General features: G+C 73.9%; 16 protein-coding genes and 1 pseudogene. 8 read left to right on the forward strand and 9 right to left on the reverse strand.

Annotated elements, in window-relative coordinates; all coding sequences use genetic code 11:
• Positions 1–48 precede the first annotated feature (48 nt).
• Entirely contained in the window at positions 49–1,032 is a 984-nt protein-coding gene (locus FE634_RS12825; RefSeq protein WP_137292652.1) for a pyridoxal-phosphate dependent enzyme, read from the reverse strand.
• An 82-nt stretch (positions 1,033–1,114) separates the two neighbouring features.
• Positions 1,115–1,531 (reverse strand): DUF2000 domain-containing protein, encoded by a 417-nt coding sequence (locus tag FE634_RS12830; RefSeq protein WP_137292653.1) that lies wholly within the window; start codon positions 1,529–1,531, stop codon positions 1,115–1,117.
• Positions 1,532–1,580: 49 nt separating this feature from the next.
• Here FE634_RS12830 and FE634_RS12835 point away from each other — a divergent pair, with 49 nt between their 5' ends.
• Positions 1,581–2,375 (forward strand): helix-turn-helix transcriptional regulator, encoded by a 795-nt coding sequence (locus FE634_RS12835; protein ID WP_246060557.1) that lies wholly within the window; start codon positions 1,581–1,583, stop codon positions 2,373–2,375.
• 72 nt (positions 2,376–2,447) lie between these two features.
• Here the strand turns inward: FE634_RS12835 and FE634_RS12840 are convergent, their stop codons facing one another.
• Together FE634_RS12840 and FE634_RS12845 are read right to left on the reverse strand one after the other, a co-directional pair.
• Entirely contained in the window at positions 2,448–7,853 is a 5,406-nt protein-coding gene (locus FE634_RS12840) for a metallophosphoesterase (RefSeq protein WP_148240659.1), read from the reverse strand.
• A 163-nt stretch (positions 7,854–8,016) separates the two neighbouring features.
• Positions 8,017–8,766 (reverse strand): ZIP family metal transporter, encoded by a 750-nt coding sequence (locus FE634_RS12845; RefSeq protein ID WP_138876111.1) that lies wholly within the window; start codon positions 8,764–8,766, stop codon positions 8,017–8,019.
• 287 nt (positions 8,767–9,053) lie between these two features.
• Here FE634_RS12845 and FE634_RS12850 point away from each other — a divergent pair, with 287 nt between their 5' ends.
• Positions 9,054–9,824: an SDR family NAD(P)-dependent oxidoreductase gene (locus FE634_RS12850; RefSeq protein WP_137292657.1), complete on the forward strand. Its 771-nt coding sequence runs from the start codon at positions 9,054–9,056 to the stop codon at positions 9,822–9,824.
• Positions 9,825–9,855: 31 nt separating this feature from the next.
• Here FE634_RS12850 and FE634_RS12855 read toward each other — a convergent pair whose 3' ends face one another.
• Entirely contained in the window at positions 9,856–11,307 is a 1,452-nt protein-coding gene (locus FE634_RS12855) for an MDR family MFS transporter (protein WP_262347412.1), read from the reverse strand.
• A 294-nt stretch (positions 11,308–11,601) separates the two neighbouring features.
• Here FE634_RS12855 and FE634_RS12860 point away from each other — a divergent pair, with 294 nt between their 5' ends.
• Entirely contained in the window at positions 11,602–12,912 is a 1,311-nt protein-coding gene (locus FE634_RS12860) for a reverse transcriptase family protein (protein WP_148240660.1), read from the forward strand.
• 1 nt (position 12,913) lies between these two features.
• On the opposite strand, the gene FE634_RS12865 is transcribed toward FE634_RS12860, so the two are convergent.
• Both FE634_RS12865 and FE634_RS12870 read right to left on the reverse strand, forming a co-directional pair.
• Positions 12,914–13,525, reverse strand: a complete 612-nt coding sequence (locus FE634_RS12865; protein WP_137292659.1) for a cytochrome b/b6 domain-containing protein — start codon at positions 13,523–13,525, stop codon at positions 12,914–12,916.
• Positions 13,518–14,204: a molybdopterin-dependent oxidoreductase gene (locus tag FE634_RS12870; RefSeq protein ID WP_212721473.1), complete on the reverse strand. Its 687-nt coding sequence runs from the start codon at positions 14,202–14,204 to the stop codon at positions 13,518–13,520. Before FE634_RS12870 ends, FE634_RS12865 begins: the two co-directional genes overlap by 8 nt.
• Positions 14,205–14,302: 98 nt before the next feature.
• Here FE634_RS12870 and FE634_RS12875 point away from each other — a divergent pair, with 98 nt between their 5' ends.
• The 3 genes from FE634_RS12875 to FE634_RS12885 are packed head-to-tail and all read left to right on the forward strand — an operon-like array spanning position 14,303 to position 17,083.
• Complete coding sequence (locus FE634_RS12875) at positions 14,303–15,190, forward strand: ABC transporter permease (RefSeq protein WP_137292660.1); 888 nt, start codon at positions 14,303–14,305, stop codon at positions 15,188–15,190.
• A gap of 32 nt (positions 15,191–15,222) precedes the next feature.
• Positions 15,223–16,287 carry a taurine ABC transporter substrate-binding protein gene (locus tag FE634_RS12880; protein WP_222847578.1) on the forward strand — a complete coding sequence of 355 codons (1,065 nt, stop codon included), beginning with the start codon at positions 15,223–15,225 and terminating at the stop codon, positions 16,285–16,287.
• Positions 16,280–17,083, forward strand: coding sequence for an ABC transporter ATP-binding protein (locus tag FE634_RS12885; RefSeq protein WP_138876115.1), 804 nt, complete (start codon positions 16,280–16,282; stop codon positions 17,081–17,083). Before FE634_RS12880 ends, FE634_RS12885 begins: the two co-directional genes overlap by 8 nt.
• Positions 17,084–17,345: 262 nt before the next feature.
• Here FE634_RS12885 and FE634_RS21880 read toward each other — a convergent pair whose 3' ends face one another.
• Positions 17,346–17,903: a helix-turn-helix domain-containing protein gene (locus FE634_RS21880; RefSeq protein WP_138876116.1), complete on the reverse strand. Its 558-nt coding sequence runs from the start codon at positions 17,901–17,903 to the stop codon at positions 17,346–17,348.
• A 111-nt stretch (positions 17,904–18,014) separates the two neighbouring features.
• Here FE634_RS21880 and FE634_RS21885 point away from each other — a divergent pair.
• A pseudogene (locus FE634_RS21885) lies at positions 18,015–18,267 on the forward strand (transposase); the annotation flags it as partial.
• A gap of 492 nt (positions 18,268–18,759) precedes the next feature.
• Positions 18,760–19,581 carry an HNH endonuclease signature motif containing protein gene (locus FE634_RS12895; protein WP_187366705.1) on the forward strand — a complete coding sequence of 274 codons (822 nt, stop codon included), beginning with the start codon at positions 18,760–18,762 and terminating at the stop codon, positions 19,579–19,581.
• A 6-nt stretch (positions 19,582–19,587) separates the two neighbouring features.
• Here FE634_RS12895 and FE634_RS12900 read toward each other — a convergent pair whose 3' ends face one another.
• The gene (locus tag FE634_RS12900; protein WP_138876117.1) at positions 19,588–20,790 is read right to left on the reverse strand and encodes a cytochrome P450; all 1,203 of its coding nucleotides are present in this window, start codon (positions 20,788–20,790) and stop codon (positions 19,588–19,590) included.
• Between the last annotated feature and the right edge of the window lie 109 nt (positions 20,791–20,899).

The raw sequence follows: 20,899 nt of genomic DNA on the forward strand, positions 1-20,899 counted from the left end.
CGCGGGCCCGACCCGCACCAGGGACGGCGACAGGGCGAGCCGGCGCGGTCACCGCTGCGGCAGCGGGGTGCCCCCGTCGCCGCTCGCGCCGAGCCGGAGGCGGCGCCGGGCCTCCTGGTGCCCGAACAGTCCGGGAAGGCCGCCCGTGTGGACCAGCACGGTCCGCTCGCCCCGCCGGACGTCGCCCTCGCGGACCGCCGCCGCGAGCCCGGCCAGCGCGCGGCCGGTGTAGGTGGGTTCGAGGACCAGTCCCTCGGTGCGCCCGGCCAGGAGCACGGCCTGCCAGGCCGGCTCGGCCAGGTCGCCGTAGGACGTGCCGACCTGGTCGGTGCGGATGCGGAGCCCGTCGTGGGCGACCGGGGTGTCGGACAGGAGCCGGCGCACCGCGGCGTGCGGGTCCGGCACCGCACCACAGTGGACGCCCAGGACGCGCCCGACACCGAGGCTCGAGACCAGCCCGGCCATGGTGCCCCCGGAGCCGAGCGCGACCACGACGTGGCGCACGTCGGGGACCTGCTCGGCCAGCTCGTCACCCGCGGCCGCGTAGCCACGGACGCTGCTCGGGCTCGACCCCCCGAACGGGACGAGGAAGGGCGTCGCGCCCTCGCTCCGCAGCCCGGTGACCACCCGGTCCGCGGCCGCCTCGAGCCCGGGGCCGTCGACGTCCCCGGCCCACACCACCTGCGCGCCGAGCAGGACGTCGAGCAGGAGGTTCCCCTCCGCGTCGTCCCGACGGCGTCCGGCCAGGACCAGGACGACGCGCAGGCCGAGCCGGGCACCGACGGCGGCGGTCAGGCGCGCGTGGTTGCTCTGCGCGGCGCCGGTGGTGACGAGCGTGTCCGCGCCTGCGGCGAGCGCCTCGGCACACGTCCACTCCAGCTTGCGCACCTTGTTGCCGCCCCCGCCGGGCCCCAGCAGGTCGTCGCGCTTCACGAGCAGGTCGCCCGGTCCGAGACCGAGGGCGTCGGCCAACCGGTCGGCGACCTCGACGGGGGTCTGAACCGATCCGAGATCCAGCCGGGAGAGACTCACCCGCCCTTCATAGCAGTCGGGCGTCGCGCCCACCGCGGTGCCGGCCGGGCGACGTCCCTCGCCCCACCGGCGCGGGGCTCCCTCAGGGGTGCAGGTGCGCCCCCTTGAGCACCTTGTCGACGGCGTTGCGCGGGGCGTGGACGCCGAGCCCCACCACGTCGAGGTCGGCAGCGGCGACGGCGGCGACGGCGGCGCGGTTGGCCTCGTCGTGGCCGGTCGCGAACAGCTCGCGCGTGAACACCGTGACCGGGAGCGTGCGGCGCCGGCACCGCTCGTGCGCGGCGCGCAGCACGTCGCGGTCGCCCTCCATGACCAGCACGGGCTGGCCGAACATCGCGAGGTACGCCGTCCCGTCGGCGTCGGCGTAGGGCTCGCCGACGAGCCCGGGGGCGGAGGCGGCGACGCCGCTGGCGAGGAACGCGGTCACGTTGAGGCGCTGCCAGACCTCGAGGTCGTCACGCAGCAGGATGGCGATCTTGGTGTCGAAGCGGGTGGTCATGCCACCAGCTTCGCCGCAGCCGGACGCTGCGGTCTTGTACGTTCCTGACGTGGGTGCCGAGGAGTCCGTCCGCGCCTGGTCCTCCGACGTCGCGGGGGTCGCCGAGGTGCTGCGGGCGCGCTTCACGAGCCACGCGTACCCGCCCCACACCCACGACACCTGGACCCTCCTGCTGGTCGACACCGGAGCCGTGCGCTTCGACCTGGACCGGCGCGAGCACGGCGCCCTCGGCGACCGCGTCACGCTGCTGCCCCCGGGAGTGCCCCACGACGGCCGCGCCACGACGGCGGCCGGCTTCCACAAGCGGGTCGTCTACCTCGACCCCGACGTCCTCGACCCGCGACGGGTCGGCGCCGCCGTGGACCACCCCGGGTGGGTCGACGGCACGCTCCGCGCCGAGGTCAGCCGCCTGCACGAGGCCCTCGTCGACCCGGCGGAGGCGTTCGAGGCCGAGGACCGCCTGGCCTCGGTGGCCGCCCGCCTCGACGCGCTCCTGGGCGCGCCGCAGCCCTCACGACACGTCGACCACGGCACCGCGTCCCGACTGCGCGAGCTGCTCGACGCACGGACCGGGACCGGTCTGACGCTGGTGGAGGCGGCCCGGCTGGTCGGGGTCAGCCCGACCCACCTGGTGCGCTCCTTCTCGGCGGCCTACGGCATCGCCCCGCACCGCTACCTGACCGGGCGGCGCATCGACCGCGCGCGCAGGCTGCTCCTCGCCGGGACGCCGCCCGCCAGCGTCGCCGTCGCCGTCGGCTTCCACGACCAGCCGCACCTGACCCGCCAGTTCCGGCGCTACCTCGGCGTCACCCCCGCCGCCTACGCACGCAGCGCGCGGTCCTGAGGCGACCTGCCGGCGGCACGACCGAGCCGCGACCGGTGGCGGGCGCACCCGCCACCGGCCGCGGCCCGGTGGTCAGCGACGGCGGACGACCTCGGCGGTCGGCCGGCTCGTCGCCGTGCGGCTTGCGTAGCCGTCCTTGGTGCCGGTCACCCGCACGGTGACCCGCCGGCCGCGGAAGGCGGGACGCACCGTGAGCCGCTCCGCGGTGGCGCCGCGGACGAGCCGGCCCCCGACGTACCACCGCACGCGCAGGTCGACCGGGGCCGGGCCCCACCGTCCGGTCCGCACCGTCAGGACGCGACCGACGACCGGCCGGCCGCGCAGGACGGGTCGGCGCGAGACCAGCCGGCCGGGCGTGACGGTGCGGGCGGCCGAGACGGCCGTGCTGGACGGCGACCCGTTCCCCCGGCCGGTGACCTCGACGGCGAGACGGGCACCGGCCAGCTCCCGCCCGAGCCGCAGGGTGCGGCCGGTGGCGCCGGCGAGCGGCCGTCCGGCGACGAGCCACCGGTAGGTCAACGACGTGCCCGCGGGCCAGCGCCCCGGGTCGGCGGTGACGACCCGGTCGACGCGGGCGGTGCCGCGGATGCGGGGGGTGCCGGGCGTCGGTGCCCCGGGTGCCTCGACGGTGACGGTGCGGACCTCGGAGACGTCGGTGCCTCCGAACGGTCCGGTCGTCTCGACGTACCAGCCGTGCTCGCCGGGCTCGACGTCCCAGGTGACGGTGCGCGTCGCGCCGGACGGCACGTCGCGCAGCGCCTCGATGTCGGTGGTGGTCAGCACGTCGGCGCGGAAGGCGTCGGTGGCGAGGGTCTTGGTGACCGGGCTGATGCCGGCGGCGGCGTACGGGATCTCGAACTCCTGGTGCTCCGGCGCCAGCGACGGGTCGTCGGAGTCGAAGTCGTCGAGCGACGGCGAGTAGGTCCGCACGACGATCCGCCCACCCTCGTTGTCGAAGTGCATCAGGCGCAGGTAGCCCAGGCCGCCCTCGGGCAGCCCCTGGTAGTCGAAGAGCATCGAGTACACGGTGCGGTCGGCGGTGCCGTCGCCGTCGTCGTCGAACTCGTCGGTGCGGGTGAACGCGTCGTGGTAGTGCCCCGAGGAGACCGCGAAGACGTTCGGGTTCGTCGCCACCACCTCGTCCTGGATCCGCTGCGGGATCGGGCCGAGGCCACCCGTGGTGAGCATGAACTCGTGCAGGTTGAGCCAGACCTTGCGCTCGGGGTAGCGCGCGATGACCTCGTTCATCCAGTCGATCTGCTCGTCGCCGGGACCCCAGCCCATGTAGAGCATGAGGAAGTCGACGCCGTGGGCGCTGACGAGGTCGTAGTGGCCGCGGTTGTCCTGCAGCGACCCGCCGTACCAGGGGTTGGCGGCGTACCGGTCCTCCCCGAACCACCGGGAGTACTCGGTGTAGTCCTCCTCGGCGCCGCTGACGTCGTGGTTGCCGGCGAGGACGCCGTAGGGCAGCCCGGCCGCGTCGAGCGGGCGGTAGGCGGCGTCGGCGTTCTCCCACTGGCGCTGCTCACGGGCGACGTTGACGATGTCGCCGGTGTGGATGACGTACTGCAGGTTGAGCTCCTCGCGCTGGTCGAGGAGGAAGCGGTTGATCGCCAGCTGGTGCTTGTAGAAGTCCTGGGTCTCGTTGTAGTACTGCGTGTCGGACTGCCAGCCGATGGTGAAGTCGTACTCCGAGCGCGGCGTCGCGCCCGCGGCGTACGGCGCGGCGCTGCTGTCGCGGCTGGAGCCCGGCGTCCCGGCGAAGCCCTCCGAGTGCTGGACCAGGACGGTGACCTCGCCGTCCGCGGTGTGGCCGGCGGTCGGGACCGTCGCCTCGAGCACGAAGGGCTCGGCGTCGGTGGTGACCTTGCGCGCCACCTCCTGCCAGGCGCCCGACCCGGTCCCACGGACGTACAGCAGCACCTTGGCGCCGGGGTTGGCGGAGCCGTCCCAGCGCAGCCGCACCGAGGCGTCGGCGCCCGCGTCGTCCGGGACGGCGACGGTGAACAGCTGGTAGGGCAGCTCGGTCTCCGAGGACACCTCGTGCGAGATCCCGTCGGTCCCGGCGATCTCGGCCAGCTCGGCGGCGCTCAGCGCCACCCGGTCGTCGCGGTCGAGGTCCGCGGCGTCCTCGGTGGTGCCGGCGTGGGCACCGACCTCCGCGTCGGTCGGGACGAAGGTGCTGCCCTCGCGGAAGGCCATGGTCAGCTCGTCGCCCTCCGGGGAGCCGGCGGTGGCGCGCAGCTCGACGCGACCGGCGGTCGCGACCGCGCCGTCGCCCGGCGCCTGCAGGGTGGTCTCGGGCCGCTCGTCGGCGGTGGTGAAGTCGATCGTCCGGGTGACCTCGTTGCCCACCCGGTCCTGGGCGGTGAGCACCACCTGGTGCGGGCCGGGCGCCAGGTCCAGCGAGCTCGTGGTGAACGGCAGCGTGACGGGCTCCCCGTCGAGGGTGGCGGTGAGCGCGTCGGCCCCGAGGCCGGCACCCGCGTCGGTCGCGGTCGCGTCGATGACCACCTCGCCCCGGTAGCGCCGACCGTCGGTGAGCGAGGAGGAGATCGAGGGCGCCGTGTTGTCGACGCGCACCGTCCGGGTCACCGACTCCGCACCCGACGTGGCGGTCACGACGTGCGGGCCGTCGACGACGGCGGTGGTGTCCCAGGCGTGGGCCACGGAGTCGAAGGCGTCGGCGGGGAGGGCGAAGGTGGCGGTGAAGTAGACCTGGTTGGCGTCGGAGAACCCGATCCGCGTCGCCGGGTCCGCGGGGCAGGCCCGCACCGTCTCCTGCTGGCCCTCGCCGGCGCCGCCGCAGCGCACCGGGCGCAGCACCCGGCCGTCGGGCAGGGCCATCCGCAGGTTGAGGGCGGAGAAGTCGTCGTTGTTCTCGTTCGGGTCCGGCTGCGGGTAGGCCTTGGTGCCCGCGTGGATGGCGACGGTGAGCTCCTCGCCGCGCACGACCCGCGTGATCGGCACCGGTGCGGTGACCGTCTCGACCCGCTCGTAGAAGCCCTCGTCGAACACGGTGAGGACGTCGTCGCCCATCCGGACGCCGTTGCGGAAGAAGGCGTCGGTGTTGGTGGCCTCGAAGGCGAACACCGGCGCGGCCTCGAGGGCCGGCACCAGGGGGGTCACCGGCCGGTCGTCGACGGCCAGGGTGAGTCCGGCGGGGTCGGCGTCGGTGGTCGCGGAGAGCCGGGTGGTGCCACCGACGTACTGCTCGTCGTCGACGTTGAGGCGGACCGGCGCCGTCGCGGCCCCGTCGAGGACGACGCGGACCGGGCCGAACGTCGTGGTGTTGACGCCGTCGGTGGTGCGCAGCGTGTACTCGACCCAGCGCTTGCCGTACAGGTCGACCGCGGGGATCTCGTAGGCGTAGCGGTCGGGCGCCCCGAAGCGCAGGAACCGGCTCGAGGGGTCGTCGACGTCGGTGTCGGTGGTCAGCTCGACGGTGCGGACCAGCCGGTCGTCGGTGACGCGGAGGTCGAGGGCGAGGCCGTCGGTGTCGGGGGCGTCGGTGCTGCCGGTCAGGTCGGTGACGACGGGACCGGTCGTGTCGACCGGTGTGGGCACCAGGCCGGCCGGCACCTGCGCGGGCGCGGCGTAGCCGGGGGTGGCGGTCGCGGTGCCGATCTTGGTCTGCCGGGTGCCGCTCTCCCAGCGGTACTGGAGGGGCTGGTCGGCGACCGTGTCGGCGTCGTCGAGGTAGTAGGCGCGGCTGACGTCGTGACCGGAGTTGGTGAGCACCTGGATCCCGCGCAGGCCGGCGTTGGCCATGCCGCCCGAGACCATCTCCACGAGGTCGACGCCCGCGGTGAGGTGCGCACCGAAGTGGGCGTTGAAGTCGGCGGCACCGAGCGCGGCGTTCTGGGCGTTCTTGACCCAGAGCACCAGGGTCCGGCCGGGCTGGACGACCGGGTCGGCCGGGACCGCCGGCCAGAGCGCGCTGCTGGTCGTCGTCTCGTTGGCGTCGGTGTAGAGGTAGTTGATGGTGTGGTCGGCGAAGTCGACCGGCTCGTCGGAGGCGTTGTAGACCTCGACGAACTCGTAGCCGTCGGCCGTGCCGACGTTCGTGGTGTCCGGGGCGACCTCGGTGACCTGCAGGATCGGGGCGCTCAGGGTCGGGTCGGTCGGCGGCGGCGGTCCCTGGTCGGGCACACCGGTGTCGCCGGGCTCCTCGGGCTCCTCGGGGGGCTCCGTGGCCGGAGCCACGAGCTGCGCGGGGTCGACCACGCCGGCGGTGAACGGCGCGAGGTCGGCGGTGACCCGGGCCGAGCCCCCACCAGTGGCCGGGACGCCGAAGTGGGTCGAGGCCATCGGGGTGGCGGTCCGGGCCGGGAGGAACGACCAGGTCAGCGGCGTCCCGCCCGCGTCGACCCGGATGCCGCGGTTGCCGCCGTTGGCGATGCCGGGCTGGCCGGTGGCGTGCAGGACGACGGCGTCGGCCGGCGCCCCGACCGCCGCGCGGAACTCGGCGTCGGTGCGCGCGAAGCTGTCGACGTTGCCGCTGGCGTACTGCAGCCACACGAGGGCGACGCCGCGGGCCGGGATCGTCGCGACGGCCTCGGAGATGGTGAGCGCCTTGTCGCTCGCGCTGGTGCCGGTGTCGCTGAAGATGTAGGAGAACCGGTGGTCCTGGGCGACGTCGACCGGCGCGGCCGTGGTGTTCGCGACCTCGAAGTACTCGAAGGTGTCGTCGCCGGTCAGGTCGGGGGCGATCTCGGTCACCAGCAGGCTGGGGGCGACGCCCGGCTCGGCGGGCGGGTCGGTCGGCGGGTCGGTCGGCGGGTCGGTGACCGCGCCGACCTGCGCGGGGTCGACGGTGCCCGGGGTCGGCACCTGGCGCTGGGCGAAGACGCCGAGCTGGGTGGAGTCCGCGGTCGCCGGGACGCCGTAGGCCACGGTCTGGTCGGGCCCGACGTCGTTGCTCGACCAGGTGATCCGCGAGACCTCGACCCCACCCCGGGTGAGGTACATCGAGGTGCCGGTGTTGTTCAGCCCGTCCTGGCCGGTGAGGTGGGCCAGGGCGTAGTCGGTGCCGGCGCCGAGCCCGGCGTAGAAGGCGCGGAACTGCTCGTCGGTGAGCCGGGCGTCGGTGCCGCCCTCCGCGGTGGCGTCGCGGTACCGGCTGTTCTTGGCCCACAGGACGACGGTCCCGTGCGCCGGCACGACCGTGCCGGGGTCGTAGGCCAGGGTCCTCGGCGTCGACCCGCTCAGGTAGACGACGTCGACGTCGGCGGCGGCCAGGTCGATGGCCGTGGCCGTGGTGTTGTGCAGCTCGACGAACTCCCACGCGTCGAGGGAGGCGCCGTCGGAGGCCGGCGCGTTGCCGGAGTTGACGTTGACCTCGGTGATCATCAGCGACGGCGGGGGCACCGCCGCCGTCGCGGCGGAGGGCGCGACGACGGCGAGCACCCCCGCGGTGAGGGCGGTGCCGAGGGCGGCGACGACGGGGCGGGCGAGCGTGCGGCGTGACAGGGGCATGCGGAGGGATCCACCTTCTTCTCGGGACCCGCGGACTGTCGCAGCGCCCAGGTGCCGTCGGAGGAACGCGAGGTGACCCGCCGGTGTCGCCCGGACGTCGAACCAGTGCCGCGGGGCGGCGTCCCCGGTGCCGCGACCCGGGCGGCGGCCGACGGACGCCGGCCTAGGCGCGCGAGATGGTGAAGGCGACGAGGAAGCCGAGCGAGACCACCAGCCCGGTGTAGAGGTGGTCGCGCTCGAAGGCCTCGGGCAGCATCGTGTCGGCGATCATCGTCAAGATGGCGCCGGCGGCCACGGCGGTGATGGCCGCGACGGTCGCGTCGCTCGCCCCGTCGAGGAGCAGGCACCCGAGCAGCCCGGCCGCACCGCTGGCCACGGCGATCGAGACCCAGACGCCGAACACGTAGCCGGCCCCCCGCCCGGCCTGCTTCATCCCGGCGGCGCTGGAGAGACCCTCGGGCAGGTTCGAGATGAAGATCGCCGCCAGCACCGACAGGCCGACCCCCTGCCCCTCGAGCAGCGTGAGCCCGAGCACGACCGACTCCGGCACGCCGTCGAGCAGCGCACCGATCGCGATCGCGGCGCCGCTGCCGGCCTGCTGGGCCTCGCTGGGCTGGTGCCCGCCCGAGCGCTTGCGGTGGCGGGCCCCGCGACGCGCCAGCAGCAGGTTCGCGCCGAGGTAGGCGACGGCCCCACCCACGAACCCGCCGAGGGTCGGGACCAGCCCGCCGGCGGTCTCGGCCTCGTCGACCAGGTCGAAGCTGAGGGCGGAGACGAGCACGCCGGCCCCGAAGGCCATGACCGTGGCGACCGCGCGTGGCGGCACCGTGACGACCCACGCGACGGCCGCGCCCACGACCAGCGCACCCCCGGCCAGCAGGCCCCACAGCCCCGCCTCGAACCACACGGGCATCGGCCACCCCCCTCGTCGTCGGTGCCCTCCCGGTACCCGTTTCGCGACGGTTCGACCGCTCCGTCGAAGCCCTCCGGATCCCGCCACCTCCACGCACGGGTGCGGCCGCCGGCGACCTACTCTCGCTGTCGGGCGCACGGTGCGGCCAGGGGCGGGCGGGACGGGCCGGGTCACCGTCGTGCCCAAGCCACGAGGACTCCGCGGGCCGTGGCCATGCCCCGGGCGGGTGAGCGTGCGAGGCTGGGTGGCGAGCCGAGCCCCGCGCACGACCCCGACGAGAGGCCCCCATGACCCGCCACGCCCGCTCCGTCCGCGGCACCGTCGTCCTCGTCACCGGCGCCGGGCACGGCATGGGTCGCGCCACCGCCGAGGTGTTCGCCGCCGAGGGGGCCCGGGTCGCCGTCACCGACGTCGACCGCACCGCGGCCGACGACGTCGCCGCCGCGATCCGCGGGTCCGGGGGCGACGCCACCGCCTGGACCCTCGACGTCGGCGACCCCGCCAGCGTCGCCGAGGTGGTGCCGGCCGTCGCCGCGCACCTCGGGGGGCTCGACGTCGTCGTCAACAACGCCGGCATCGCCGGCTTCTCCCCGCTCGACGGCGACGACTACGAGCAGCTGTGGGAGCGGATGCTGCGGATCAACCTGACCGCCCAGCAACGGGTCGTCCGGGCCGCGCTGCCCTTCCTGCGGTCCTCCGACGCCGCACGGGTCGTGAACATCGCCTCGACCGAGGCCCTCGGCGCGACGGTCAACGACAGCGCCTACGCCGCGAGCAAGGCCGGCGTCGTCGGCCTGACCCGCGCGCTGGCCCTCGACCTCGGCAAGGAGGGCATCACCGTCAACTGCATCTGCCCGGGACCGATCGAGACCCCGATGACGGCGTTCGCGCGACCCGAGGACAAGGCCCTCTACGCGAACCGCCGCACCGCGCTGCGTCGCTACGGCCTGCCCGAGGAGGTCGCGCACACGACCCTCAGCCTCTGCCTGCCCGCGGCGTCCTACGTCACCGGCGCGGTCATCCCGGTCGACGGCGGCCTGACCGCCCGCAACGCCTGACCGACCGCGGGGCCGGCCGTCCGGTCCCGGCTCAGGCGTCGGTGGTCGGGGTCCCGGCCCGGCGGGGCATCAGCAGCCCCGACAGCAGCAGGGCCAGCGCGACGACCGCGGAGCAGACGAAGACGGCGTGGATCGCCGGGGCCAGGACGCCGGCCGACAGGTTCTCGAGGTCGAGGGTCGCGCCGTCGGGCGCCGCCCCGGCGACCCGGGCGTTCACGATGGCGCCGAAGACCGCGACCCCGACCGCGCTGCCCATGGAGCGGGCGAACATGTTGGTCCCGGTCGCCACCCCGCGGTGCTGCCAGTCGACCGACGACTGGGCCACGACCACGCCGGGGCTGGCGACGTAGCCGAAGCCGATGCCCATCACGAAGCACGGGAGCGCCAGCTGCCACAGGGCGCTGTCGGCGTCCACCGGCAGCAGCAGGGCGGCGCCCACGACCACGACCACCGCCCCCATCAGCACGGTGCGGCGGAACCCGATGGTGAGGTAGAAGCGGCCGCTCGTCGTGGCCGCGATCGGCCAGCCGATGGTCATCGCCGCCAGCGCGAGCCCGGCGACCAGGGCGCCGTGGCCGAGCACGCCCTGGGCGTAGAGGGGCACGTACGAGGTGAGGCCGAGCATCAGGACGCCGACGACGAACGCTCCCGAGTTCGCCGCGTTCAGCACCCGACGCTGGAAGATCCACAGCGGCAGCACCGGCTCGGGGGCTCGCGACTCGACCACCACGAAGGCCGCCAGCAGCACCGCGGCGGCGAGGAGGATCCCGACACCGGGCAGCGAGCCCCAGTCCCACCGCACCCCGCCCTCGAGCAGGCCGAGCAGCAGCAACGACCCGCCGGCCGCCAGCAGGCCCGCGCCCAGGAAGTCGATGGAGTGCCGCCGGCGCTCGACCTCCTCCGAGAAGCGGCGCCACAGCATCCAGCCGGCCGCGATGCCCAGCGGGAGGTTGACGAGGAAGATCCAGCGCCACGAGAGGTAGTCGGCGAAGACCCCGCCGAGCGTCGGCCCGACCACCGAGGCGATCGCCCAGACGCTGGCGAGGTAGCCCTGGACCTTGGCCCGCTCGGCCAGGGAGTAGATGTCGCCGACGATGGTCATGCCCATCGGCTGCACCGCGCCGGCGCCGAGGCCCTGCACGAGGCGGAAGACGATGAGCGCCGGCATGCTCCAGGCGAGGCCGCACAGCAGCGAGCCGAGGACGAAGAGCCCGATCCCGAGCAGCATCACCGGCTTGCGCCCGTACAGGTCCGCGACCTTGCCGTAGATCGGCACCGAGACCGCCTGCGCCAGCAGGTAGATGGAGAACAGCCACGGGAACGAGGTGAACCCACCGAGGTCGTCGACGACCGCGGGCACCGCCGTCGCCAGGATCGTCGCGTCGATCGCCACCAGCCCGGTGCCGAGCATCACCGCCAGCAGGACGGGGCCGCGCTCGCTGCGGAGTCCGACACTGGCGCGGGTGATCTCGGGAGCCGACACAGGGTGCCCAACCGAGGGGGGACGGCCGGTGTTCCCGACTGTTCCCACGAGGCCGTCCGGGTCGGCAGCGGTTCGTTGCTAGGGTCCAGCCGTGCGGCAGCGCCTCCTCGAGACGGTGACCTGGCGCGAGTCGCCAGTCCACCTCCCCGGGGCTACCCCGGGGGCCACCGGTACGTCCGGGCACTGCACCGCGCGCGCCTCGCTGCGCTCCGCTGCAGGTCCGCGCGCGCACGACGGGACAGGTCGAGCAGCGCTGCCGCACACCCCCGCCCGCCTCCTACGACGAGGAGCCCGGTGAGACCGGACCTCGCCCGCGCCCTGGCCGCGGGTCTCCTCGCCGGGGAGTGGACGCCGGCGGGGCTCGTCGAGAGCGGCTCCATGGTCCTGGGCCGCCGCCGCCGGTGGCTGACCCCGCTCGCACGCCAGGCCCTCGAGCTCTACCCCCGCCCGCCGCACGACCGGCCGCGCGAGCTGGCCGCGGTGCTCGCGGGGCTGCCCGCGGCGGGCAGGGCGGCGGCCGACCGGCCGGTCTCCCGGCCCCTGTCCGGCACCCGGATGCTCGCGAACCCCTGGCGGCTCCCGGCCCTCGACGGCCTCGACGACCTGGCGCGCCACCTCGACCTCACCCCCGGCGAGCTCGACTGGTTTGCCGACCCGCGGCGCCTGGCCCGGCGCACCAGCGAGCCCCGGCTCCAGCACTACCGGGTGAGCCACCGGGTCGCGCCGAGCGGCGCCATCCGGGTGCTCGAGGCACCCAAGCCGCGGACCAAGGCCCTCCAGCGACTGCTGCTCGACGACGTCGTGTCCAGCATCGCGCCGCACGACGCCGCCCGGGGCTTCCGGCGCGGCGGCTCGGTGGGCTCGTACGCCGCCCCGCACGCCGGCCGACCGGTCGTGCTCCGGCTCGACCTGGAGTCGTTCTTCGCCAGCGTCACCGTCGCCCGGGTGTACGGGATCTGGCGCTCGGCCGGCTACCCCGAGCCCGTCGCCCACGCCCTGGCGGGGCTGACGACCACCGTGCTGCCCCACGCCGCGTGGCGCGCGATCCCGAGGCCGGCGCCCCCCCGCCTGCTCGACGCCCACTGGCGCCTCGGTCGGCGGCTCGCCGCACCCCACCTCCCGCAGGGCGCGCCCACCTCCCCCGCCCTGGCCAACCTCGCGGCGTACCGCCTCGACGTCCGTCTCACCGCCCTCGCGCGGTCGTGGGGCGGCCGCTACACCCGCTACGCCGACGACCTCGCCCTGTCCGGCGACCGCGGCTGGGGCACCGGCACCTCGCGCCTGCTCGACGCGGTCGAGACGGTGGTGCGCGACGAGGGATTCCGCCTCAACCCCCGCAAGACCGCCGTCATGCCGCGCGGCGGCCGCCAGACCCTCGGCGGGCTCGTGGTCAACCAGCAACCCCGGGTCTCGCGCGCCGAGGTCGACACGCTGCGGGCCGTCGTGCACAACTGCCGGCGGTACGGCCCCAGCACCCAGAACCGCGAGGAGCGACCGGCCTTCGCCGAGCACCTGCGCGGCCGGATCGCCTGGGTCGCCCAGCACGACCCCGCGCGCGGGGCGCGCCTGCTGGCCGACTACGACACGATCGACTGGTCGCGCTGAGCTAGCGGACCTCGTCGGCCTCCTCGACCCAGGCACCGTGCTCGACCTCGGCCCACGTGCGCCGGACCCGGCCGGTGCGCATGCCCCGGCGGGCCTCCGGGTCCCGGTAGGCGTACAGGACGTGGCCGAGCACGAGCAGCCCGAGGCCGAGCGCGAACCAGTCGTGCACGAACGTCGCGCCCGCCCGCCAGGACAGCCGGACCAGGCCCGTCCACCCCAGGATGACCCCGGTGCCCAGCAGGACGCCGGTCGAGCCGGCCACCAGCCACGTGTTGAGCTTCTGGCCGGCGTTGAACTTGCCGACCCGGAGGTAGCCGTCGCGCCGGGTGCGGCTGCGCAGCCACCGCCGGTCGTCGCGGGTGAACCGGTTGAGCCGTCGCAGGTCGGCCCGGTAGGCCGCCGACGCGGCGCCCAGCAGCATCGGGACCGGCAGCGCGAGGCCGCACCACAGGTGGACGGTCTCGACGACGTGGCGGTGTCCCACGGCCAGCATGAGCGAGCCGTTGTAGAGGATCGCCGCGGTCACGATGCAGACCCCCATGAGGAGCGCCACGGACCGGTGCACCCAGCGCTCGGCGCGGGCGAACCGGTGCAGGTCGCGGGCCTCACTCACCGAGGTACCCGTCGAGGGGGTACCCGCGGTCCTCCCAGTAGCCCGGCTCGTTGTTGGAGGTGACCTCGATCTCCGAGAGCCACTTGGCGCTCTTGTAGCCGTACATCGAGCCCGAGTAGATCCGCACCGGTCCTCCGTGGTCGTGGGTGACCGGCTCGCCGTACATAGTCAGCACCACGAGGACGTCGTCGGCGCGGGCCTGCTCCAGGGTCATGTTGGTCGTGTAGGTCCCGTCGAAGGAGCGGAACCGCACCCCGACGGCCTCGCCGGTCGGCGCCGCGCTCTCCAGCAGGTCGGCCACCCGGACCCCGCTCCACGGCACGTCCTCGACCTTCCAGCCGGTGACGCAGTGGAACGTGTCGGAGAACGCCGTCTGCGGCAGCCCCTGGAGGTCGGCCAGCGAGTACGTCGCCGGGCGGTCGACGAGCCCGGACACGTCGAGGGCGTACGTCGAGGCGTCGCGTGCCTCGACCGGACCCGTGACGGAGTAGTAGCGCCAGGTGTCACCCACCGGGATCGCCGAGGTGAGCCCGGTCGGGTCCCGCAGCTGGATCGGGGCCAGCGCCCGGCTGAGCCCCTCCTGGACCCTGCTGCCGGTGACGACGCCGACCGCGCCGAGGCCGAGCAGGCCCAGCACGACGCGACGTCCGACCGGGGCGCCGTCCAAGGGGTCTGTCACGCCTCGACTCAACCACGACGGTGGTCGCGGCGCGGCCGGACGTCTCGATCCGGGGCGTCGTTCTTACTGGAGTAACTCAGTATGCTTTAGTACTCCGCATGACTCAGACCCTGGCGCCGGCGGGAGCCGGTGCGCCGACGGATCCGTCCGTTCCGGCCCGCCCCACCAGGACCCGCCGGCCCCGGCGCTCGCTGCGCCTGCTCGGCCTGCACGCGACCACGTTCGTCGTCCTGGTGCTGGCCTGGTGGCTGGTCACGCGGGCCGGGTGGGTGCGCCCGCTGTACCTGCCCTCCCCGGGCGCGGTGTGGGACGCCTTCGTCCGCGCCAACACCGACCACCCGGTCAGCTCCGGCTCCGAGCGCGTCGTGCGCGGCGAGCAGGGCTACTACCTGTGGGAGCACCTGCTCGCGAGCCTGCAGCGCATCGGGATCGGCGTCGGGGCGGGCATCCTGCTCGGCGTCCCACTCGGCCTCGTGATGGCCACCACCTGGCTCGGCACGGTGCTGGAGCCGTACCTGAGCTTCCTGCGCTCGCTGCCGCCGCTGGCCTACATCGGCCTCCTGATCGTGTGGTTCGGCATCGGCGACACCTCGAAGGTGTGGCTGCTGTTCCTGGCGGCGTTCCCGCCGATCGCGATGGCCACGATCAGCGGCGTGCGCGGCGTCCGCGAGGACCAGGTGAACGCCGGCCGCTCGCTCGGCGCCTCGCGCCGCCAGCTGCTCACCTCCGTCGTCCTGCCCGCGACGCTGCCCGAGGTGCTCACCGGCATCCGGGTGGCGACGGGGTTCGCGTGGACCACGGTGGTCGCCGCCGAGATCGCCAACGGCATCCCCGGCATCGGGGGCCTGGCGTACCTGGCCGGCGAGCAGCTCCAGAGCGCCCTCGTGATCGCCTGCATGGTCGTCATCGGACTGGCCGCGATCCTCCTCGATCTCGGGCTGAAGTCGTTGGAAAAGGCCCTCGTCCCCTGGCGGGGCAAGGCATGACGCGTCGAAGGACGCACGAAGGAGCAACCCCCGTGAAGACCACCATCACCGCGCTCGCGGCCGCCGCCCTGGCACTCTCGCTGTCCGGGTGCGTCGAGTCGGGGCGCAGCAGCGCCGCGGCGTCGCCGGACACCGACTGCCCCTGGGAGCCGGACGAGTCGATCACCACCGAGGCGCGCATCGCCTGGCAGGCCATCCCGAACGGCGACGTCGTCGTGAAGGACCTCGGGCTGCTCGAGGCCTGCATGCCGAACGCGAAGATCAGCTGGGTCCAGGCCGCGTCCGGCGGCGACGTCGTGAAGTACTACGGGTCCGGCGACGTCGACCTCGGCCTGATGGGATCCTCCCCGGCCACCATCGCCTCGTCCGACCCGGTCGTGCAGGACGTCGACATCGCGGTCGTCTGGATCCACGACGTGATCGGCGACGCCGAGTCGCTGATCGTCAAGGACCCCGCGATCACCGACATCGCCGGACTGCGCGGCAGGACCGTGGCGGTCCCGTTCAGCAGCACCGCGCACTACTCGCTCCTCCAGGCCCTCGCCGAGGCCGGGCTCGTGCCCGACGAGGACGTCACCGTCATCAACCTCGACCCCGAGAAGATGCCCGCGGCCTGGCAGGGCGACCAGATCGACGCCGCCTGGGTGTGGGACCCGACCCAGAGCCAGCTCCTCGAGGACGGCGGCGAGCGGATCCTGTCGAGCGCCGACACCGCCGAGGCCGGCCGGCCGACCTACGACGTGGGCACGGCGAGCCGGGCGTTCATCGACGCCAACCCCGACTTCCTCGCCCAGTGGGCCAAGGCGCAGGACCACGCCGTCCGGCTGATCGAGGACGACCCGGCCGCGGCCGCGGAGTCGGTCGCCGTCGCCCTCGGCATCGACCCCGCCGACGCCGAGAAGCAGTTCGCCGGGCTGACCTACCTCACCGCCGAGGAGCAGGCCGGCCCCGACTACCTGGGCGGCACGTTCGCCTCCGACCTCTTCAACACCGCCGGGTTCCTCCTGGAGCAGGGCGGCATCGAGGGCGTCGGCACCGAGGAGGACTACGCCGACCACGTGGACGCGGGGCCGGCCGCGAGCGTCTCCGGTGACTGAGGCAGCCAGCGGCCGCCACGACCGGCGGGTGGAGATCGCCGGCGTGCGGCACCACTTCACCGTGGGCGGTGCCGCCGTCCCGGCGCTCGACCGGATCGACCTGACCGTCGAGCCCGGTGAGTTCGTGACCCTCGCCGGGCCGTCGGGGTGCGGGAAGACGACGCTGCTCCGGCTGGTCGCCGGCTTCACCACGCCGAGCGAGGGCACGGTGAGCATCGACGGCTCGCCGGTGCGCGGTCCCGGCCCCGAGCGCGGCGTCGTGTTCCAGCAGGCGACGCTCTACCCCTGGCTGTCGGTCCGGCGCAACGTCGAGCTCGGACCCCGGCTGCGCGGGGTCCCGAAGCGGGAGCGGGCCCGCATCTCGGAGGAGTACCTGCAGCTCGTGGGACTCTCCGACTTCGCCGACCACCGGCCCTACGAGCTGTCCGGCGGCATGCAGCAGCGGTGCCAGATCGCGCGGGTGCTGGCCAACGAGCCCGACATCGTGCTCATGGACGAGCCGTTCGGCGCCCTCGACGCCCTCACGCGGGAGCGGCTGCAGGCCGAGCTGCTGGAGATCTGGCGCGCGACGGGCCGGACGATCCTGTTCATCACGCACAGCGTCGACGAGGCGGTGTTCCTCGGCTCGCGGGTCATGGTGATGAGCCCTCGGCCCGGGCGGATCGTGCTCGACGAGCCGGCGGTCTTCACCGACGGCGGCACCCGGGTCCCGGCCGGCGAGATCCGTGCGCTGCCCGAGTACGTCGCGCTGTGCGACCGCGTCCGCTCGGCGATCCAGGCACCGGTCGCGGTCTGAAGGTCGCCCCCCGGCGATCCGGTGTCCTAGCCTGGCGTCGTGTCTCGTCCCACGCACCCACCCCGCCCCCCGTGGCGGGTGTTGGTCACGGAACGGAGCCACGATGGCTCATTCACCTCATCGGCACCAGAAGGGCTGCCCGCTCTGCAAGCCGCACAAGGATCGCCGTCACGGCCGCGCCGTCCGCGAGCCCTGGAGCGTGCTTCGCAAGGTCGGCAAGAGGCGGCGGCTCCGTCGCGGTGATCTCGGCGACGCCGACTGATCACCTCGCCCGCGCGTCGTCCGTAGCTCGGGCGGGCGACGCGCGGTCGCCCTGGCGCCGCCCGACCGAGTCCGGGAGGAGCTCGACCCACGGTCGCTGCACAGCGTGGTCGAGGCGACGAGCCTTGGGACGCCGAGCCTTGATCGCTGCGTCGGCCTGAGCGCGCTCAGCGTCATAGACCCCGCCGGTACCCCTGCCCTTGACCCCGCACGATCCCCGCACGCGGGGAACCACCCCAGGTGCGGAGAAGCTGCGCTTCAACTCACGACACACCGTCGAGGGATGCTTCCCGACCGCCGCGGCAATGTGCCGCTGCGTCAACCCCGCCCGATAACCCCGCCCGATGACCCGACGCTCATCCAGCGTCACCCACACACCTGCCATGACTGCAACCTCCCACCACCCAAAGTTGCAACCACCACTGGAAACCAAGACAGGCGCGTTGCGCGAGAAGGTCTGGGAGGCTCTGCGGGCAGACTGGTCACCGCAACAGATCTCGAGCTCGCTGCCTGTGCTGTACCCGAGGAGCCGGCGGATGCGTATGTCACCCGAGACCATCTACCAACCGTTGTTCGTCCAGACCAAGGGCGAGCTCAAGCGCGAGCTGACCGCGCATCGGCGTACCCAGCGCCGCAACCGCAAGCCCCAGATCGGTAACGATGGCCCCAACACGCACAGTTCCGCATCGAGACCGGCATGCCGATCTGCTCTGCGACCCTCAGTCACCCTGGCAACCCGGCACCAACGAGAACACCAACGGGCTGCTGGTCAGTGCTGGGCCAAAGGCTCGGACCTGCGGGCGCTGACCCAGACCGAGTGCGACGAGGTCGCAAGGCGCCTGAACACCAGGCCACGCAAGACCCTTGGATGGCAGACTCCCGCCAGAGTCCTCAACGCGAGACTCGTCGTAACAATCAGTTGACTCCGGGTTGGGTTCCTCCACAGGCAGATCGAACACACTGTCGATCGTCGGTAGCCGCCGGTAGAATCAGGCTATGAGCAAGCACCCCGGCGACCGCCACGACGGGCACCCCGTCGCCCGGTTCGTCGCGCTGCTCGAGGCCGAGCTCGCGGCCCTGGTGGAGGGCCCCGACGTGGTCGCTGGACTCTGCGACGACGGCCGACCTGGTGCCGCGGCTGGCTGGGCTCGTGGCTGGGGTGCAGGAGCTCGAGGCCCGCGTGGTGGGCCACGCGGGGGTGCTGGATCTGCCGGGTTCGATCGGTGCGCGGTCGCTGGCTGCTTGGTTGGCCCGGGTGACCCGGGTGACCGGTGCCGAGGCTGCGCGGAAGGCTCGACTGGCTGGCGACCTCGCCGCCCACGAGCCCGTCCGGGTGGCGATGGCCAAGGGACGGTTGCACGGCGAGCAGGCCAAGGTCATCGCCGCCGCGGTCGGCGACCTCGACGGTGACCACCTTGCGTGGCGCGACAAAGCCGAGGCCCACCTGCTCGGAGAGGCCCGCCCACCACGACGCCCACGACCTGAAGACCCTGGGCCGGCGGATCCTGGAGACGATCGACCCCGACCAGGCCGACGAGCACGAAGCCCGACTGCTGGAGGCCGAGGAGGCGAGGGCCCGGAAGAAGACTCGCTTCGCGATGTGGGACGACGGCGAAGGTCTCGCGCACGGCCGGTTCACCCTGCCCTCCGCCCAGGCCTCGATGCTGCGCAAAGCACTCACCGCGATCGCGGCCCCCAAGCACGTCCGCGCCACCGACGGCGCCGGCTCCTACGACCACGAGCGACCGACCCCGGAACGCCTCGGGCAGGCGTTCCGCGAGTACGTCGAGCGCTACCCGACCAACCAGCTCCCGGCGATGGGCGGGGTGAACGCCACCGTGGTGGTGACGATGACCCTTGACGCGCTCAACGGCGGACTTGAGGCAGCCCACCTCGACACCGGGACCGCGGTCTCACCCGAGCAGGCCCGACGACTGGCCTGCGAGGCCGGGATCGTCCCCGCCGTCCTCGACGGCGCCGGCCAGGTCCTCGACCTCGGCCGCAAGCGCCGCTTCCACACCCCCGGGCAACGACTCGCGATCACCCTCGAGCAGCAGCACTGCCAGCACCCGACCTGCACCACCCCCGCCGCCTACTGCCACACCCACCACGGCATCCCGTGGTCCGAGGGCGGCAGGACCGACACCCGCGACGCCGTCCTGCTCTGCCCCTTCCACCACCACCAGACCCACCGAGCCGCCCACGCCACCGGCCAGACCCACCCGTTGCGCACCTAGGTCGACTCAGGTCGGGCGGAACGAGATGGGGAACGACAGCGCACCGGTGTTGCCGGAGACGGGCAGCCACTCCCCCGGACCGTCGGGGACGGCGTCCGGCATGCGCTGCGCCAGCATCGGGAGGGCGACGGCCATGTCGGTGCGCGCCACGAAGTGGCCCAGACAGTGGTGCGCGCCGCCCCCGAAGCCCAGGTGCGGCGGCCGGTCGCCGGCGCGGGCGATGTCGAACACCGGGTCCGGCACGGCGGTCGGGTCGGTGCCGGCCGCGTGCGAGAGGACCTGGACGATGGTGCCCGCCGGGAGGTGGAGCCCGTGCAGGTCGACGTCGGCGATGGCCTCCCGGGTCACCCAGGTCACGGTCGGGTTCACCCGCATCACCTCCTCGACGGCGGCGCGCCCGAGCTCGGGCTGCTCGGCCAGGAGCCGCCACTGGTCCGGGTGCCGCAGCAGGGTCTGCACGGCGAGGCCGATCTGGTTGCGGGTGGTCTCCATGCCGGCGAAGGCGAGGAAGACCAGCGAGACCACCAGCTCGTCGCGGCTCAGCCGGCCGTCGGTCTCCTGCGCCTGCAGCAGGGTGGTCACCAGGTCGTCCCGGGGCCGGGCCGCCCGGTCGTCGACCACCGCCTCGACGTAGGCCGTGAGCCCGGCCAGGGCCGCCTCGATCCGGGGCAGGTCCTCCTTGACCCGGATCCCGAAGGACTTCCCGAGGTCGTCGGCCCACCGGGCGACCTGGTGCCACTCGTCGTCCGGCAGGCCGAGCAGCAGGCACAGCACGCGGGCGGCGTACGGCTCGGCGAACTCGGCGATCAGCTCGACGTCGCCGCGCGACCCGAAACCCTCGACGAGCTCGGCGGCAATGCGCCGGAACTCGGGCTGCAGGTCCTCGATCACCCGACGCCGGAACGCCGGCATCAGCAGCCGGCGCAGCCGCGCGTGGTCCTCCCCCTCCAGGCTGAGCAGCACCTCCTGCCACCACCGCAGGAAGGGGCCCTCCTCGATCCCGTTCTGGGCCGGCCACCGCGCGTTGCCCTGCTGGAACCGGCGATCGGTGAGCAGCGCGCTGGCCTCGGCGTAGCGCAGCACGGCGTAGCCGTACGGCGTCTCGGCGTACCAGTCGTGATCCCGCGCGTCGTGGACGGCGGGTGAGGTCACGTCGAAGGCGGGGTCGGCCAGGTCGAGGTGGCGGAGGTCGGGTGCGCCGGCGGTCACGGTCCGAGGGTAGGGCAGCGCGCAATGACGTCCGTCTCACGACCGGCTAGGGTGCAGTGGTCACGAGTCTGAACCGTGTTCCACATGCTGATCGTCCGCCGGAAAGGCG

The sequence above is a fragment of the Nocardioides sp. S-1144 genome (assembly GCF_005954645.2).
Lineage (GTDB): Bacteria > Actinomycetota > Actinomycetes > Propionibacteriales > Nocardioidaceae > Nocardioides > Nocardioides dongxiaopingii.